16 protein-coding genes are annotated in these 14,470 nt (G+C 68.8%); 9 read left to right on the plus strand and 7 right to left on the minus strand.

Annotated elements, in window-relative coordinates; translation table 11 throughout:
- Positions 1 to 35 precede the first annotated feature (35 nt).
- Positions 36 to 1,064 (plus strand): zinc-dependent alcohol dehydrogenase family protein, encoded by a 1,029-nt coding sequence (locus PI246_RS01430; RefSeq protein WP_320549506.1) that lies wholly within the window; start codon positions 36 to 38, stop codon positions 1,062 to 1,064.
- 4 nt (positions 1,065 to 1,068) lie between these two features.
- On the opposite strand, the gene PI246_RS01435 is transcribed toward PI246_RS01430, so the two are convergent.
- The 6 genes from PI246_RS01435 to PI246_RS01460 form a co-directional block, all read right to left on the minus strand.
- Positions 1,069 to 2,352, minus strand: a complete 1,284-nt coding sequence (locus PI246_RS01435) for an NRAMP family divalent metal transporter (RefSeq protein WP_320549507.1) — start codon at positions 2,350 to 2,352, stop codon at positions 1,069 to 1,071.
- A 48-nt stretch (positions 2,353 to 2,400) separates the two neighbouring features.
- Positions 2,401 to 3,636, minus strand: coding sequence for an MgtC/SapB family protein (locus PI246_RS01440; RefSeq protein WP_320549508.1), 1,236 nt, complete (start codon positions 3,634 to 3,636; stop codon positions 2,401 to 2,403).
- A gap of 36 nt (positions 3,637 to 3,672) precedes the next feature.
- Positions 3,673 to 4,239, minus strand: coding sequence for a universal stress protein (locus tag PI246_RS01445; protein ID WP_320549509.1), 567 nt, complete (start codon positions 4,237 to 4,239; stop codon positions 3,673 to 3,675).
- Positions 4,236 to 5,027, minus strand: a complete 792-nt coding sequence (locus tag PI246_RS01450; protein WP_320549510.1) for a universal stress protein — start codon at positions 5,025 to 5,027, stop codon at positions 4,236 to 4,238. Before PI246_RS01450 ends, PI246_RS01445 begins: the two co-directional genes overlap by 4 nt.
- A gap of 94 nt (positions 5,028 to 5,121) precedes the next feature.
- Entirely contained in the window at positions 5,122 to 6,402 is a 1,281-nt protein-coding gene (locus tag PI246_RS01455) for an ammonium transporter (protein ID WP_320549511.1), read from the minus strand.
- The gene (locus tag PI246_RS01460) at positions 6,392 to 6,730 is read right to left on the minus strand and encodes a P-II family nitrogen regulator (RefSeq protein WP_320549512.1); all 339 of its coding nucleotides are present in this window, start codon (positions 6,728 to 6,730) and stop codon (positions 6,392 to 6,394) included. The genes PI246_RS01455 and PI246_RS01460 overlap by 11 nt, the downstream gene beginning before the upstream one ends.
- 251 nt (positions 6,731 to 6,981) lie before the next feature.
- On the opposite strand from PI246_RS01460, the gene PI246_RS01465 reads away from it, so the two are divergent.
- Genes PI246_RS01465 through PI246_RS01500 form a run of 8 tightly spaced genes read left to right on the plus strand, consistent with a single transcriptional unit; the run spans position 6,982 to position 13,576 of the window.
- Positions 6,982 to 7,434, plus strand: coding sequence for an SUF system Fe-S cluster assembly regulator (locus PI246_RS01465; RefSeq protein ID WP_320549513.1), 453 nt, complete (start codon positions 6,982 to 6,984; stop codon positions 7,432 to 7,434).
- Positions 7,435 to 7,448: 14 nt separating this feature from the next.
- On the plus strand, positions 7,449 to 8,909 hold the full coding sequence (gene sufB / locus PI246_RS01470; RefSeq protein ID WP_320550226.1) for a Fe-S cluster assembly protein SufB: 1,461 nt from the start codon (positions 7,449 to 7,451) through the stop codon (positions 8,907 to 8,909).
- Positions 8,909 to 9,310 carry an ACT domain-containing protein gene (locus tag PI246_RS01475; RefSeq protein WP_320549514.1) on the plus strand — a complete coding sequence of 134 codons (402 nt, stop codon included), beginning with the start codon at positions 8,909 to 8,911 and terminating at the stop codon, positions 9,308 to 9,310. Before sufB ends, PI246_RS01475 begins: the two co-directional genes overlap by 1 nt.
- Before the next feature lie 20 nt (positions 9,311 to 9,330).
- Positions 9,331 to 10,116: a Fe-S cluster assembly ATPase SufC gene (sufC, locus tag PI246_RS01480; protein WP_320550227.1), complete on the plus strand. Its 786-nt coding sequence runs from the start codon at positions 9,331 to 9,333 to the stop codon at positions 10,114 to 10,116.
- Positions 10,113 to 11,435, plus strand: coding sequence for a Fe-S cluster assembly protein SufD (sufD, locus tag PI246_RS01485; protein ID WP_320549515.1), 1,323 nt, complete (start codon positions 10,113 to 10,115; stop codon positions 11,433 to 11,435). Before sufC ends, sufD begins: the two co-directional genes overlap by 4 nt.
- Positions 11,436 to 11,449: 14 nt before the next feature.
- Positions 11,450 to 12,697, plus strand: a complete 1,248-nt coding sequence (locus PI246_RS01490) for an aminotransferase class V-fold PLP-dependent enzyme (RefSeq protein WP_320549516.1) — start codon at positions 11,450 to 11,452, stop codon at positions 12,695 to 12,697.
- A 34-nt stretch (positions 12,698 to 12,731) separates the two neighbouring features.
- Complete coding sequence (locus tag PI246_RS01495) at positions 12,732 to 13,265, plus strand: GNAT family N-acetyltransferase (protein WP_320549517.1); 534 nt, start codon at positions 12,732 to 12,734, stop codon at positions 13,263 to 13,265.
- On the plus strand, positions 13,262 to 13,576 hold the full coding sequence (locus PI246_RS01500; RefSeq protein WP_320549518.1) for a non-heme iron oxygenase ferredoxin subunit: 315 nt from the start codon (positions 13,262 to 13,264) through the stop codon (positions 13,574 to 13,576). The genes PI246_RS01495 and PI246_RS01500 overlap by 4 nt, the downstream gene beginning before the upstream one ends.
- Positions 13,577 to 13,604: 28 nt before the next feature.
- Here the strand turns inward: PI246_RS01500 and PI246_RS01505 are convergent, their stop codons facing one another.
- Positions 13,605 to 14,366, minus strand: a complete 762-nt coding sequence (locus PI246_RS01505; RefSeq protein WP_320549519.1) for a MipA/OmpV family protein — start codon at positions 14,364 to 14,366, stop codon at positions 13,605 to 13,607.
- Positions 14,367 to 14,470: the final 104 nt, after the last annotated feature.

Raw genomic sequence — 14,470 nt, forward strand, 5'->3', positions numbered from 1 at the left:
CAAGCATCGAGCCACGTTCCTGCCGGGCCGTCACGATGCCTGTCGATCCGCAGAAAGGTCTTATCGTTCCGCCCGATGCCCCTTGGGCGATGGTGCTGCGTCGTCCGGGCCAGGCGCTGTCTCGCGAACCGTTTCACGTGGGCAATCCCTTGCCGGGCGAGGTGCGCCTGCGCGTGGAAGCGTGTGGCGTCTGCCGCACCGACCTGCACGTCGTCGACGGCGAGTTGCCGCCGATGCGCTCGCCCGCCGTACCGGGCCACGAAATCGTCGGTCGCGTCGATGCGGTGGGGGAAGGCGTTACCTGGCCGGGCGCGGGCGAGCGTGTCGGCGTGCCTTGGCTCGGCGGCACCTGCCATGTCTGCGACTACTGCCTGGAAGGCCGCGAAAATCTCTGCGATGCGCCCGAGCTTACCGGCTACACCCGCCATGGCGGATACGCGACGCACGTGACCGCGCGGGCGGACTACGTCGTCGCCCTGCCGCCCGGCAGGCCGCCCGTCGCGATGGCACCGCTGCTCTGTGCGGGGTTGATCGGCTGGCGTTCGTTGCGACGGGCAGGGTACGGCCTGCGCCTGGGTCTGTATGGCTTCGGCGCATCGGCGCACATCGTGCTGCAGATCGCACGCGCCCAGGGCCGGGACATCTTCGCGTTCACCCGTCCCGGCGATGTCGACACGCAGCGGTTCGCGCGATCGCTCGGCGCGTGCTGGGCGGGATCGTCGCTGGATGCCCCGCCGACGCCGCTGGACGCGGCGATCATCTTCGCGCCCGACGGCGCGCTCGTACCGCGCGCGCTGGGCCATCTGCGCAAGGGTGGGCGCCTGGTGTGCGCGGGGATCCACATGTCGGACATCCCCTCGTTTGCGTACCGGCCGTTGTGGCACGAGCGCGAAATCGTCTCCGTGGCGAACCTGACGCGCGATGACGCGCGGACGTTCTTCACCGCGCCCGAGTGCGCCGACGTGGCCTGCACGACCACGGCATACCGGCTCGAGCAGGCCAACCAGGCGCTCGACGACCTGCGCCACGGTCGTTTCGAGGGCGCGGCGGTACTCGTGCCGTAACCGCTCAGAACACGCCGATCGCGCCCAGCGCCACCAGCGCCATCACCGCCGTGGTCGTCCAGCCCAGCCACAGCAGGGGGCCGCGCACGGCGAAGCGTCCCATCAACGAGCGATGCATCGCCACCGCCATCACCCCCGCCATCAGCGGTACCGCGGTGACCCCATTGACGACGGCCGACCAGAACAGCAGGCGAAAGGGATCGATCGGAAGAAGCGCGACCGCGCAGCCGGCGAGGGTGGCCAGGGCCAGCACGCCGTAGAAGATCATGTCCTGGCGCGCGGTTCGGGCAAGGCTCGCGGGCCTGCCCGCCACTTCGGCGACCGCGTAGGCCGCCGAAGCGGCGAGCACCGGCACGGCGAGCAGCCCGGTGCCCACGATGCCGATCGCGAACAGCCCCGACGCGAACGGACCGGCGAGCGGCGACAGCGCGGCGGCGGCATCGGCGGCGCTGCGTACCTGGGTGATGCCCGCCCCACGCAGCACCACCGCGGAGGTGAGCATGATGAAAAACGCCACCACGTTGGAATAGGTCATGCCCACGCCGGTATCGAAGCCGATCCGCCGCAGCGCGTCGCCGGCCTGCTCGGGTGCCTCGGTAAGCGGGCGCTGGCTGGCGTCGCCCTGTTCTTCCTCGACTTCCTGGGCGGCCTGCCAGAAGAACAGGTAAGGGCTGATGGTGGTTCCGAAGACCGCCGTCACGGCGACGAGCGTGTCGTGTCCCAGGTGGGTCGGCCAGGCCTGCCGACTTACCTCGCGCCAGGGCACCTCGATGATGCAGGCGGTCGCCACGTAGGCGAACAGGCTCATGGTCATCGCCTTGAGCAATGGCGCGTAGCGCGGAAAGGGGATCAGGGTTTCCAGCGCCAGCGAAACCAGTGCGCACAGCAGGGCGAGCGCGGCCGCGTGCCCACCGGTCAATAGCGCCAGCACCTGTCCCATCGCGCCGATGTCCGCGGCAAGGTTCACGATGTTGTTGAGCACCAGCAGTGCGACGAGCGCGGCCACCCACGGCCGGGGAAACACCCTGCACATGTTGTCGGCGAGGCCACGGCCGGTCACCCGTCCCACGCGTGCGCTGACGGTCTGCACGCCGATCATCAGGGGCGTGGTGACGACCGTGGTCCATAGCATGCCGTAGCCGAACTGCGCGCCCACCTGTGAATAGGTGGCGATGCCGCTGGGGTCGTCGTCGGCCGCGCCGGTCACCAGCCCCGCGCCGAGGCGTCGGCGCCATCCGTGCCGCGACGGCGAGGCGGTGGGCGGCGTGGATTCGCTGGCATCGGACATCGGTCAACTCCGTGGTGTCGGACGGCGTCGATGGAACCACACGGAACGCTACGCCGTCACCCACGAAACCAGCGCGAACGCCGCCACCATGGCGGCGATGCCGGGCACCACGCGCAGCGCATACGCACGCCCGCCACGCCAGCACGCGAAGGCGCACTTGAGCAGCGCGTTGCTCGCCAGCGCGATGAACACGCCCGTGCGTGCCACGCGCAGGGGCGTGGCGTCCGTGGCGAACGCCTGCGCCATCGACGCGGCCGCGGCGTGCACGTCGATCAGGCCCGACAGCGCCATCGTCCACGGAACGCTTGCCGCGCCCCATACGTCCCGCGCGATCGATGTCGCCAGCAGCACCGTTCCCAGCAGCGCGCCGAAGCGCAACGCCGTCCCCAGCTCGAAGGGGCGGTCGCCCAACGGCGTCGCCTGAGGTGGTGCGTCATGCAGCGCACGCCAGCCCACCGCGGCGGCCGCCATCACGACGAGGGCGGCCGCCGCGAGCATCGGCAGGGCGAGCCGTGCGAGCAGGTTCGGCGACGGCGTGCCGATCACCACGGCCAGTTGGACCACCGTGGCCACGTTGGACATGAGCGCGGCGCTCGCGGCCGCGGGCGCCAGTCGCGGCGTATCGCGGGCGCGCTGGCCCATGAGGGCGACCGTGGCGATACTCGACGCGAAGCCGCCGGCGAGGCCGGCGAGGGAAAGGCCAAAGCGCAGGCCGAACGTCCGCAGCGAGAGGTAGCCGAGCGAGCCGATCGCCATGACGGCCACGACGAGGGTCCACAGACGGTGCGGGTTGAGCGCACCCCACGGATCCACGGCTCGGTCGGGCAGCAGCGGCATGATCACGAAGGCGGCCGCGGCGAGCGTGAGCAGGTCGTGCAGTTCCCGTCCCGAGAGCCATTGCCTCGACAGGCGATGCAGGCGCCGCCGGTTGGCGAGCAGGGTCGCGACGATCACGCCCGTGCCACCGGCGAGCGCCGGCGATCGCATCGCCAGGGCACCGAGCAGCAGCGTGCCGAGCATGGCGACCTCGGTGGTCAGCCCGCCATCGCTCCGCGCCGCACGCAGTCGGCGCGCGACGGCGACGAGCGAGAGGAAGAACCCGGCGACGTAGGTCCCTTCGGGGCCGACGAGCGCCGCGACGGCACCGGCCAGGCCGACGAGCGAAAAGGTGCGTACGCCGGCCGTCCGAGGCGTGCGGGAGGGTTTGGCGCGTTCGCGTTCGAGCCCGATCAGCAGGCCGACGGCCAGGGCCACCCCCAATCCCATGACGTCGGCGAGCCTCATCGGCGAATGTCTCCATCGGCGTCGGGCGAGCGGAGGTCAACGTCGCGCCGGCAGCCGCCATCGGCGAGGCGGCGGGGTTTCGCGAATGTCGTCGCACGGGGGTGGCAGGGGCACGACGAGCACCGGTGCCTGCGCGTCGGCCAGGATCCGCCGGGCGATATGCCGTCGCCGTCGCCACGGGCCTTGCGTATCCGCCCCCAGCACGATGACGGCGCATCCCGTGTCGCGGGCGGCGTCGAGGACGGCACGCGCGGGGTCCGGGTCGAACGCCAGCCGGGTTTCGAAACGCACGCCAGACTGCACGGCGAGAATGCGCGCCCTGTCCAGGCAATCTTCGGCACGTGCGAGCAGTTGCGGATCGGCGGGAATTTCCGCGGCGGCGAGGGTGGAGCGCACGAGCCCGCAGTGCCGCCACGCGAGCATGGAGTGCACGATGACCAGTGGCAGTCCGAGCGCGCGCGCGAGCGCCACGCCGGCGATCACGATAGGCGACGATGCCGGCCAGCCGTCGGTGGCGACGAGGACGCCGCCAGGGGCAAGGCGCGCGACAGCGATCGTCGACGGATGGGCCGGAACCCCCCCGGGCATGGCGAGGCCGTTCATGCCGCCACGATCAGCGTGAGGTCGTCGTGGGCGAACATGTCGCGCGTGGTGCCACCCAGGGCGAGTTCGCGCAGCCGCGAACGCCCCCATGCCCCCATCACCACCGCATCGGCGCGCAGGTGTTTCGCCATGCGGCGGATGGCCGTCGCGGGAGGTTCGTCGTCGGCCATATCCGCCCACCCGTAGGGCACCTCGTGCCGACGTAGCCAGTCGCGCAGCCAGGGATCGGCGTCCTTGCGACCGCGACTTTCGCGTTCGCCCGCGAGGATCGTGACGTGCCGTGCCGAACGCAGGAACGGTAACGCGTGCCGGATCGCGCGCAGCGACACGGATGAACCATTCCACGCGACGAGAAACCGCTCCATGAAGCCCACGGACGCGCCATCGGGCACCAGCATGACCGGCGCGACACGCGTCATGACGGTGCGCGCCAGCATCGCGGTGCCCCGCGACATGCCGCCACCGCGGGTGTCCAGCCGACCGATCACCAGGTCGGCCAGGCTGGCCCGGCGTGCCAGGGTCGTGCGATGCAGTCCGCGGCGGACTTCCCAATCACCGCGCACCTGCCGCAGCCGGCAGGTGTCCATCCACCACTGCCGCTTGCGCTCGGCGACGTTTTCCTCGTCTTCAAGCAACAGCAGCGGTTCGGGCAGGGCAATGAGCGTGGCGTCGAGATCGACGATCTGCAGTCCGGTCAGGTGCGCGTCGAAACGCTTCGCCAACTCGAATGCCACGCGGATGTGCGGGGTGTCCCGTTCGGATGACCGAACGTCGACCAGGATGTCCATGCGACCTCTCCTTTCGGCTCCGGCGAAGAGGAGTCTATGGCTGCGACGGCGTCCCGGCGCTTGATGCAGGTCAACGTCCCGGCGGGCGTCGTGCTCAGGACAGGTTGTAGCCCTTCTCTTCGTGCAACGCGATGTCCAGGCCGATCATTTCCTGCTCTTCGTCGACGCGCAGTCCCACCGTGAGCGCTACCGCCTTGAGCACGATCCATGTCACGACGGCGCTGTAGACGACGGTGAAGGCGACGCCCTTGCACTGGATCCACAACTGGACCCACGCGCTGTCGACCGTGCCGAAGCCACCGAGCGCCGCGGCGGCGAACGGGCCGGTGAGTAGGGCACCGACGATGCCCGCGACCGCATGCACGCCGAAGACATCCAGTGAGTCGTCGTAGCCGAAACGTCGCTTGAGCCGCGTCGCGCAGAAGAAACACACCACGCCGGCGACCACGCCGATGACCAGCGCGCCACCGGGGCCGCACGTGCCTGCGGCCGGGGTGACGGCAACGAGCCCGGCGACGGCACCGGACGCGATGCCAAGCACGCTTGCCCGGCGATGGGTGATCCACTCGACGGCCGTCCATCCGATTGCGGCGGCGGCCGTGGCGACCTGCGTCACCAGCATCGCCATGGCGGCACTGCCGTTCGCGGCCACGGCCGACCCGGCGTTGAAACCGAACCAGCCCAGCCACAGCATGCTGGCGCCGACCAGGGTGTAGCCCAGGTTGTGCGGCGGCATCGGCACGTTGGGGTAGCCGCGGCGCTTGCCGATCACGAGGCAGGCGACCAGGCCGGCGATGCCCGCGTTGATATGCACGACCGTGCCGCCGGCGAAATCCAGCACGCCCAGGTCGCCCAGCAGCGAGCCCGGACCGCTCCACACCATGTGCGCCACGGGCAGGTAGGCCAGGGTGAACCACAACGCGGTGAACCACAGCAGGGCTGAGAACTTCATGCGTTCGGCGATGGCCCCGACGATGAGTGCCGGCGTGATGATCGCGAAGGTCATCTGGAACATCACGAACACGGCTTCGGGCACCGTGTTGTAGAGGCTGCCGGGCGCCAGGCCCGCCAGCATCGCGCGGCCGAAGCCGCCCACGAAAGAGTGCACGTTGGTCGTGCCCGCCGCCATGCCGGCGGTGTCGAAGGCGATGGAATAGCCGTACGCCACCCACAGCACGGTCACCAGGGCCGTGATCGCGAAGCATTGCATCAACACGGAAAGGAGGTTCTTGGCGCGCACCATGCCGCCGTAGAACAACGCTAGCCCGGGGATGGTCATCAACAGCACCAGCATGCTCGCGGTGAGCATCCAGGCGGTATCGCCCGAGTCGAGCTTCATCGTCTGGGCGAGGGCGAGGATCGGTTCAGAGCGCATCGGCGTCGACCTCCTGGGTGCGGATACGGATCGCCTGTTCGAGATCCATCACGAAGACCTTGCCGTCGCCGATCTTGCCGGTGCGCGCGGCCCCGACGATCGCTTCGATCGCCGCCTCGGCGCGATCGTCGGTCACCGCGATCTCGATCTTGAGCTTGGGCAGGAAGTCCACCACGTATTCCGCGCCCCGGTAGAGTTCGGTGTGTCCGTGCTGCCGTCCGAAGCCCTTGACCTCGGTCACCGTCATCCCCTGGACCCCCACCTCGGCGAGCGCCTCGCGCACGTCGTCCAGCGTGAACGGCTTGATGATCGCGTGGATCCACTTCATGCGGCGTGCTCCCCGGTTGGCTGGATTTGATGCGGAGCAGCATGAACCGTGCCAGGCGTGACATGCGGTCCGCGCGGACTCCCAGGACGTGGCGACCGTCGTCATGCATCATGTTGGTGCAAGACGTCCCGTTGGTGGTGCAATGCACACGCATTGCCGAGCGACCGGGCGGCTACGGCGTCGGTGACGTTGCGTGAAGGGTCGTTAATTAGTACCATTTTGGTCCTGTATCCCCTATCCCTGTATCGACGATGCTCCGTGTCAGCCGACTGACCGACTACGCGACCGTGGTGATGACCTGCATCGCCGCGCATCCGGCCGACGTGCTGAGCACCGCCCAGATCGCGGACGAGGCACGGCTGGAGCTCCCCACGGTGTCGAAGTTGCTGAAACTGCTCGGCCACGCGGGCCTGGTCGACTCCTTTCGCGGGGTCAACGGCGGCTATCGCCTGGCCCGGGCGCCGGAAGCGATCAGCCTGGCCGACATCGTCGAGGCGGTGGAGGGGCCCATCGGGATGACCGAGTGCAGCACGGCCCAGGGCCAGTGCGAGCGGCTCGCCACCTGTGGCGTGAGCGGCAGCTGGCGAAGCGTCTCCGGCGCGATCGACGGCGTGCTGCGCGGCCTCACCCTGGCCCGGATGCTGGCCGACCGCCCCATGGCGCCGGCCCGGAGCGCGAGCGACACCGCGCAGGCAAACGCATGAACGAGAGCGAACACATGACACGCGAAGTGGCAGCGCCGGTGCGCGACAACGCCGAAGTCGAGGCGGCCCTCAACCGCCGCTACGAGGCCGGTTTCGTCACCGACATCGAATCCACCAGCCTTCCGCCGGGCCTCAACGAGGACATCGTCCGCCAGTTGTCGGCCATCAAGGGCGAGCCGGCGTGGATGACCGAGTGGCGCCTGGCCGCCTACCGGCACTGGCTGACCCTGCCCGAGCCCGACTGGGCCAAGCTGGAGATCGCGCCGATCGACTACCAGGCGGTGAGCTACTACTCCGCGCCCAAGGCCGGCCCGAAGTCGCTCGACGACGTCGACCCGAAGCTGCTGGAAACCTACGAAAAGCTCGGCGTCCCGCTGCATGAGCGCGCGAAGCTGGCCGGTGTGGCGGTGGACGCCGTGTTCGACTCGGTGTCGGTCGGCACCACGTTCCGCAAGGAACTGGCCGAAGCAGGCGTGATCTTCTGCTCGATGTCCGAAGCCATCCGCGAATACCCCGACCTGGTACGCCAGTATCTGGGGAGCGTGGTGCCGCCGGCGGACAACTACTTCGCCGCGCTGAACTCGGCCGTGTTCTCCGATGGCAGTTTCGTGTTCATCCCCAAGGGCGTGCGTTGCCCGATGGAGCTGTCGACCTACTTCCGCATCAACGCGGTCAACACCGGGCAGTTCGAGCGCACGCTGCTGGTGGCCGAAGACGATGCGTACGTGTCCTACCTCGAAGGCTGCACGGCGCCGATGCGCGACGAAAACCAGCTGCATGCCGCCGTGGTCGAACTGGTGGCCCTCGAGCGCGCGCAGATCAAATACTCCACGGTGCAGAACTGGTATCCGGGCGACGAGAACGGCGTGGGCGGTATCTACAACTTCGTGACCAAGCGCGGCGACTGCCGTGGCGCCGACTCCAAGATCAGCTGGACGCAGGTGGAGACCGGTTCGGCCATCACCTGGAAATACCCCAGCTGCGTGCTGCGCGGCGATCGCTCGGTAGGCGAGTTCTACTCGGTGGCGCTCACCCATCACCGGCAGCAGGCCGACACCGGCACGAAGATGATCCACGTCGGCAAGGGCACCAAGTCGAAGATCGTCGCCAAGGGCATCAGCGCGGGGCGCAGCTCCAACAGCTACCGGGGCCTGGTGAAAATCGAGAAGGGCGCCGACGGCGCGCGCAACTACACCCAGTGCGATTCGCTGCTCATCGGCAAACAGTGCGGCGCGCACACCTTCCCCTACATGGAAGTGAAGAACCCCGGCGCCATCGTCGAGCACGAGGCCACCACCTCGAAGATCTCCGACGACCAGTTGTTTTACTGCCTCTCGCGCGGCATCGGCGAAGAGGACGCCGTGTCGATGATCGTCGACGGCTTCTGCAAGCAGGTGTTTCGCGAGCTGCCGATGGAGTTCGCCGTGGAGGCGAAGAAACTGCTCGAGGTTTCGCTCGAAGGCGCGGTGGGTTGATGGGCATCATCGGCTCCGCACCCGGCATCACCGACCTGCGCGCGCTGCTGGCGGCCATCGATCCGGTGGTCGACCCGGTGCCCAAGCGCTTTCTGCACGCCTCGCACGACAAGGCGCGCGAGCGCGCGGCCGACGCCCTGATGATGTTCCGCGAAGCCGAAGGCACCACGCTGATCGTCGACGCATCCGACGACGAGGCCGACCGCATGCTCTGGGCATGCATCACGCTGCGTGTGCAGTCGAGCCTCACCGCGGTCGGCATGATGGCCGCCGTTTCCGCCGCGCTCGCGAAGCGTGGCATTCCCTGCAACCCGGTTTCGGCGTTCCTCCACGATCACATCTTCGTGCCGTGGGATCGCCGCGACGACGCGCTCGATGCGCTCTCGCACCTCACGCCCTGACGGACAGCACCGCCATGCACATGCTCAAGATCGACAACCTCCATGCCCGCGTCGAAGGCAAGGAGATCCTCAAAGGCCTTTCGCTCGCCGTGAAGCCGGGTGAAGTGCACGCCATCATGGGGCCGAACGGCGCGGGCAAGTCCACGCTGGGCAACGTGCTGTCCGGCCGCGACGGCTATGAAGTGACCGACGGGTCGGTCACCTTCGACGGCCGCGACCTGCTCGCGCTCGAACCGGAAGAACGCGCCGCCGTCGGGGTGTTTCTCGCGTTCCAGTATCCGGTGGAAATCCCGGGCGTGAACAACACCTATTTCCTGCGTGCCGCGCTCAACGCGCAGCGGCGGTTCCGGGGCGAGGACGAACTCGATTCCATGCGCTTCCTCAAGCTCGTGCGCGAGAAGCTCAAGGTGATGCAGATTTCCGACGAACTGCTGCATCGTGCGGTGAACGAGGGCTTCTCCGGTGGGGAGAAGAAGCGCAACGAGATCTTCCAGATGGCCGTGCTCGAGCCGAAGCTCGCGATCCTCGACGAGACCGACTCCGGCCTGGACATCGACGCGCTCAAGCAGGTGGCCGAAGGCGTCAACGCGCTGCGATCGCCCGAGCGCTCGTTCATCGTGGTGACCCATTACCAGCGCCTGCTCGACTACATCGAGCCCGACGTGGTGCACGTGCTGGCCGGTGGGCGCATCGTGGAAACCGGCGACAAGACCCTTGCCCTCAAGCTCGAGGCCGAAGGCTACGCGTGGCTCGCCGAAAAGCACCCGGCCTTGCGCAAGGCCGACCTGGCCGGAGTGCCGGCATGACCCTCGCGCCGTCCCCGTTCGTGCGGGCGGTGCTGGACGCTGCCGCCACGCTACCGCCCAGTGGCATCGCGTGGCTCGACGCCGCCCGCCGCGAACACCTGGAGGCCTTTGCCGCCACCGGCCTGCCGGAGGTGCGTAACGAGGCCTGGAAATACACCCCGCTGCGCGCGCTGTCGCAGCGCGCCTTCGCGCGAGCGGAGCCGGCGGTCGCTCGCGATAGCGTCGTCGAGGCCACCGCCTTCGCGCTGCCTGGGGTGGACGGTCCGCGCGCGGTCTTCGTCGATGGCGTGTTCCGCGCCGATCTGTCGACGCTGGCGGTGGGGCAGGGCGTCGACCTGCGCTCGCTGGACGACGCGCTTCGCGCGCAGCCCGAGCCCCTGCGTTTCGCCCTGGCCCCGCGCGTTGCGCGCGGGGCCGCCGACGCTTTCGCTCACCTCAACGCCGCGCTCGCCACCGACGGCCTTGTGCTGCGCGTGGTCGACGGCGCGACGCTGGCGGAGCCGCTGCACGTGGTGCACGTCTCCAGCGGCCGGCAGCCCGACAGCGCCTGGCACACGCGCGTGATCGTCGAACTCGGCCGGGGTGCCCGGGCGACGGTTGTCGAACACTATGCGTCGCTCGACGAGGGGGCGCAGCTGGGCACGGTGGTGAACGATTACGTCGTCCATGAACACGCCTCGCTCGACCTCGTGACGATGCAGGCGGCGTCCGCCGCGACCACCCTCTACCGCCGCGGGCACGTGCGCCTGGAGGCCGATGCGGTAGCCACCCTGCACGCGCTGGAACTGGGCGGTGCGCTGGTGCGCCACGAATTCATCGCGGAGCTGATCGGCGACCGGGCACGCTTCGCATCGCGCGGCGTCTTTGCCCTCGCCGGGCGCCAGCACGTCGACACCCAGCTTGACGTCCGGCACGCCGCACGCGACACGGCGTCGGACGCGCTGTGGCGCGGCATCGCCGACGGCCGTTCGCGGGGTGTGTTCCGCGGGGCCATCGTGGTGGCCGAGGGGGCCGACGGCACCGACGCGTCGCTCAGCAACAAGAACCTGCTGCTGTCGGCCCAGGCCGAGATCGACACCAAGCCTGAACTGGAGATCTATGCCGACGAAGTAAAGGCAGCGCACGGCGCCACCATCGGCCAGCTCGACGAGCGTTCGCTGTTCTACCTGCGTTCGCGCGGCATCCCGCACGCCCAGGCGCGCAGCCTGCTCACGCTGGCCTTCTGCCGCGCGGCGCTTGCGTCGCTGCCCGGTGAGTCGTTGCGCGAGCACCTGGGCGAACGGCTGGCGTCCCACTTGCCGGCCGCCGTGACCGAATGACCCTGGAGTCCGCCATGAACGCCCGACCCGAAGCGGCCGCGCCTGCGCTCGATGTCGAGCGCATCCGCCGTGACTTTCCCTTGCTGTCGCGCACGGTGCACGGCAAGCCGCTGATCTATTTCGACAACGCCAATACCGGTCAGAAACCGGCGTCGGTCATCGAGGCGGTGGATCGCCATTACCGCGAGCACAATGCCAACGTGGCGCGTGCCGTGCATCTGCTGGGCGAGGAGGCCACGGGCGCCTACGAGGGCGCGCGCGACGCGATCGCGCGGTTCATCAACGCGCCGTCCCGCGACGAGGTGATCCTCACCTCGGGCACCACGCAGTCGATCAATCTGGTGGCCTACAGCTACGCGTTGCCACGCCTCAAGCCCGGCGATGCGATCGTCACCACGGTGATGGAGCACCACGCCAACATCGTGCCGTGGCAGCTCGTGGCCGAGCGCACCGGCGCCACGGTGAAGGCGGCACCGATCGACGCCGACGGCGAGCTGATCCTCGAGGCCTACCTGCGCCTGCTCACGCCCGAGGTGAAGCTGGCCTGCGTCGCCCACGTGTCCAACGTGCTGGGCACGGTCAATCCGGTGCGCGAAATCGCGCGCGAGTGCCGCAGGCGTGGCATCCCCCTGCTCGTCGACGGCTCGCAGGCCGCACCGCACCGTCCCATCGACGTGCAGGCGCTGGGTTGCGACTTCTACGCCATCACCGGGCACAAGATGCTGGCGCCGACGGGCACGGGCGCGCTGTGGGCCCGGCGCGAACACCTGATGGCCATGCCGCCGTTTTTCGGCGGCGGCGAGATGATCCGCGAGGTACGCTTTGACGGCACGGTGTTCGCCGATCCCCCGCACCGTTTCGAAGCGGGCACCCCCAACATCGCGGGTTTCGCGGGCGTGTCGGCCGCGATCGATTACCTGCAGGGCATCGGGTTCGACCGCCTGAAAGCGTATGAGCAAGACCTGCTCGCCTACGCGACGGACGCCCTCGAACGCGTGCCCGGCGTGCGTATCTTCGGCCGGGCGAAGGAGAAGGAGCCGGTCATTTCGTTCCTTATCGAGGGGGCCCACGCGAACGACATGGCGACCCTGCTCGACCTGCAGGGCGTGGCCGTGCGTTCGGGGCACCACTGCGCGCACCCGCTGATGCAGTTCTTCGGCGTGCCCGCGACCCTGCGTGCGTCGCTGGCGTTCTACAACACGAAGGCCGAAGTGGATGGCTTCATCGAGGCCATCGCGAAGGTGCGCACGCTGCTGCTCTGATGGGATCGTCCCGACGATTGGCTACAATCGGCCGATGGACATCCCGCACACCTTCCGCACGGCCACCGCCGCCGACGTTCCGCTCATCGCCGCCCTCGTGGAGTCGGCCTACCGCGGCGACGCCAGCCGCGTGGGCTGGACGACCGAAGCCGATTTTCTCCACGGCCGGCGCACCGACGTCGACGAAATCCGAACGCTGCTCACCGGGGAGAACGGCCGCTTCGTGCTGTTCGAGCGCGACGGTGAGCTGCTGGCGTCGTGCTACATCGAACGGCGCGAGGGCACCTGCTACTTCGGCATGTTTTCCGTGCATCCGCCGGCGCAGGGCGCCGGTATCGGGCGCCTCGTCATCGGGGAAGTCGAGCGCATCGCCCGCGACGAATGGGCATGCCGACAAGTGGAAATGACGGTGATCGACATCCGTGCCGAGCTCATCGCGTGGTACGAACGGCGCGGATACCGGCGCACCGGCCGGCATGCGCCGTTTCCGTATGGCGACGAGCACTTCGGTCTCCCCCAGCGCGACGACCTGCGCTTCGAATACATGGTGAAGGACCTCCACGCATGAACGGCTGGATTCGCGTCGGCACCCGCAGCGACCTGCTGCCGGGAGAATATCGGGTGGTGTGGGATGGCGACACCGCGATCGCGGTCTACAACATCGATGGCGACCTCTATGCCATCGAAGACGTCTGCACGCATGACGGCGGCGAGTTGGCGGGCGGCCCCGTCATCGGCTTCGAGGTGGAGTGCGTGCGCCACGGCGCCCGTTTCGATGTGCGCAGCGGCGGGGTCACCTGCCCCCCGGCCTACGAGCCAGTGACGACGTTTCCCGTGCGCGAGGCCGACGGGGCGATCTGGACGCGCGACGATCGGTGATCCGCCCGGGAGCCCGAGGGCTCCCCGTCTAGAAGTGGTAGACGAACGCGAGGGTTTCAGTCACCTGGCGCGTCGAACCGAACCCGCGCACCAGGGGGCTGTCGCCCGCGTTGCCGATCAGCTTGCCGTAAGACACGGCCAGCGCGAAACCGGTGTGCTGGGAGGTCGGGATGAACGCGTCGTACTCGAGGTCGACCATCTGCCGGCCGGCGCCGGGCTGCCATGCCCGGGTGCCGAGCGTGGCGGCTTCGGTCGCGTTGAGGCCGAAAAAGCGCCGCATCGCGGGGCCGTTCATGCCTTCGACCTGGATTTCCAGCGAGTGCTGGATGTACCACACATCGGGTAGCTGGTAGTCGGCGTAGAGGGCGACATAGGCGCCGGCGCCGTCCGTGTCGTGGGCGACGTGCCCGCCCACGCTGAAGCGCTTGGTGAAGGCGTATTCGAGGTAGCCGCCGCCCACGAAACGGGGCGACAGCGAGGCGACCTTGCCGCCGAGCGAGCCCAGGTCGTCGTGGGTGCGGCCCCACAGCCAGTTGCCGTAGATGCCGCCGTGCCATCTGTCGCCGTGGATCAGATCGATGGTGAGGCCGTCGGCGGTCGACAGTTCGCCCACGCCCGGCAATTCGATGTCCACGTAGGGAATGGCCTGGTTGCGGTGGTCGCTGGCGCCGGGCCAGGACGGCATCCGCTGCACGCCCGCGCCGAAGGCATAGGTCGGGGTGGCGTCCTCCGCGTGAGCGGCGGCACAAGCCAGGAACGGGACGAGAAACGCCAGGAGCAGACCGCGCATGCGAAAAAACCGGGGGAGGGGACGTGAAGATGCCGAGGATGCCATAAAACCCCGTGATCACGCCGTTATCATGGGGAAAGGGATCGGAAAGAATGGTTCCGTAA

Origin of the sequence: Luteibacter sahnii (assembly GCF_034063545.1) — a bacterium.
GTDB classification, from domain to species: Bacteria; Pseudomonadota; Gammaproteobacteria; order Xanthomonadales; family Rhodanobacteraceae; genus Luteibacter; species Luteibacter sahnii.

Bases quoted from the DNA above. Each gene is read 5' to 3' on its own strand.
- PI246_RS01430 (WP_320549506.1), top strand. From the start codon at position 36: ATGCCTGTCGATCCGCAGAAAGGTCTTATCGTTCCGCCCGATGCCCCT.
- PI246_RS01435 (WP_320549507.1), bottom strand. From the start codon at position 2,352: ATGTCCGATGCCAGCGAATCCACGCCGCCCACCGCCTCGCCGTCGCGG.
- PI246_RS01440 (WP_320549508.1), bottom strand. From the start codon at position 3,636: ATGAGGCTCGCCGACGTCATGGGATTGGGGGTGGCCCTGGCCGTCGGC.
- PI246_RS01445 (WP_320549509.1), bottom strand. From the start codon at position 4,239: ATGAACGGCCTCGCCATGCCCGGGGGGGTTCCGGCCCATCCGTCGACG.
- PI246_RS01450 (WP_320549510.1), bottom strand. From the start codon at position 5,027: ATGGACATCCTGGTCGACGTTCGGTCATCCGAACGGGACACCCCGCAC.
- PI246_RS01455 (WP_320549511.1), bottom strand. From the start codon at position 6,402: ATGCGCTCTGAACCGATCCTCGCCCTCGCCCAGACGATGAAGCTCGAC.
- PI246_RS01460 (WP_320549512.1), bottom strand. From the start codon at position 6,730: ATGAAGTGGATCCACGCGATCATCAAGCCGTTCACGCTGGACGACGTG.
- PI246_RS01465 (WP_320549513.1), top strand. From the start codon at position 6,982: ATGCTCCGTGTCAGCCGACTGACCGACTACGCGACCGTGGTGATGACC.
- sufB (WP_320550226.1), top strand. From the start codon at position 7,449: ATGACACGCGAAGTGGCAGCGCCGGTGCGCGACAACGCCGAAGTCGAG.
- PI246_RS01475 (WP_320549514.1), top strand. From the start codon at position 8,909: ATGGGCATCATCGGCTCCGCACCCGGCATCACCGACCTGCGCGCGCTG.
- sufC (WP_320550227.1), top strand. From the start codon at position 9,331: ATGCTCAAGATCGACAACCTCCATGCCCGCGTCGAAGGCAAGGAGATC.
- sufD (WP_320549515.1), top strand. From the start codon at position 10,113: ATGACCCTCGCGCCGTCCCCGTTCGTGCGGGCGGTGCTGGACGCTGCC.
- PI246_RS01490 (WP_320549516.1), top strand. From the start codon at position 11,450: ATGAACGCCCGACCCGAAGCGGCCGCGCCTGCGCTCGATGTCGAGCGC.
- PI246_RS01495 (WP_320549517.1), top strand. From the start codon at position 12,732: ATGGACATCCCGCACACCTTCCGCACGGCCACCGCCGCCGACGTTCCG.
- PI246_RS01500 (WP_320549518.1), top strand. From the start codon at position 13,262: ATGAACGGCTGGATTCGCGTCGGCACCCGCAGCGACCTGCTGCCGGGA.
- PI246_RS01505 (WP_320549519.1), bottom strand. From the start codon at position 14,366: ATGCGCGGTCTGCTCCTGGCGTTTCTCGTCCCGTTCCTGGCTTGTGCC.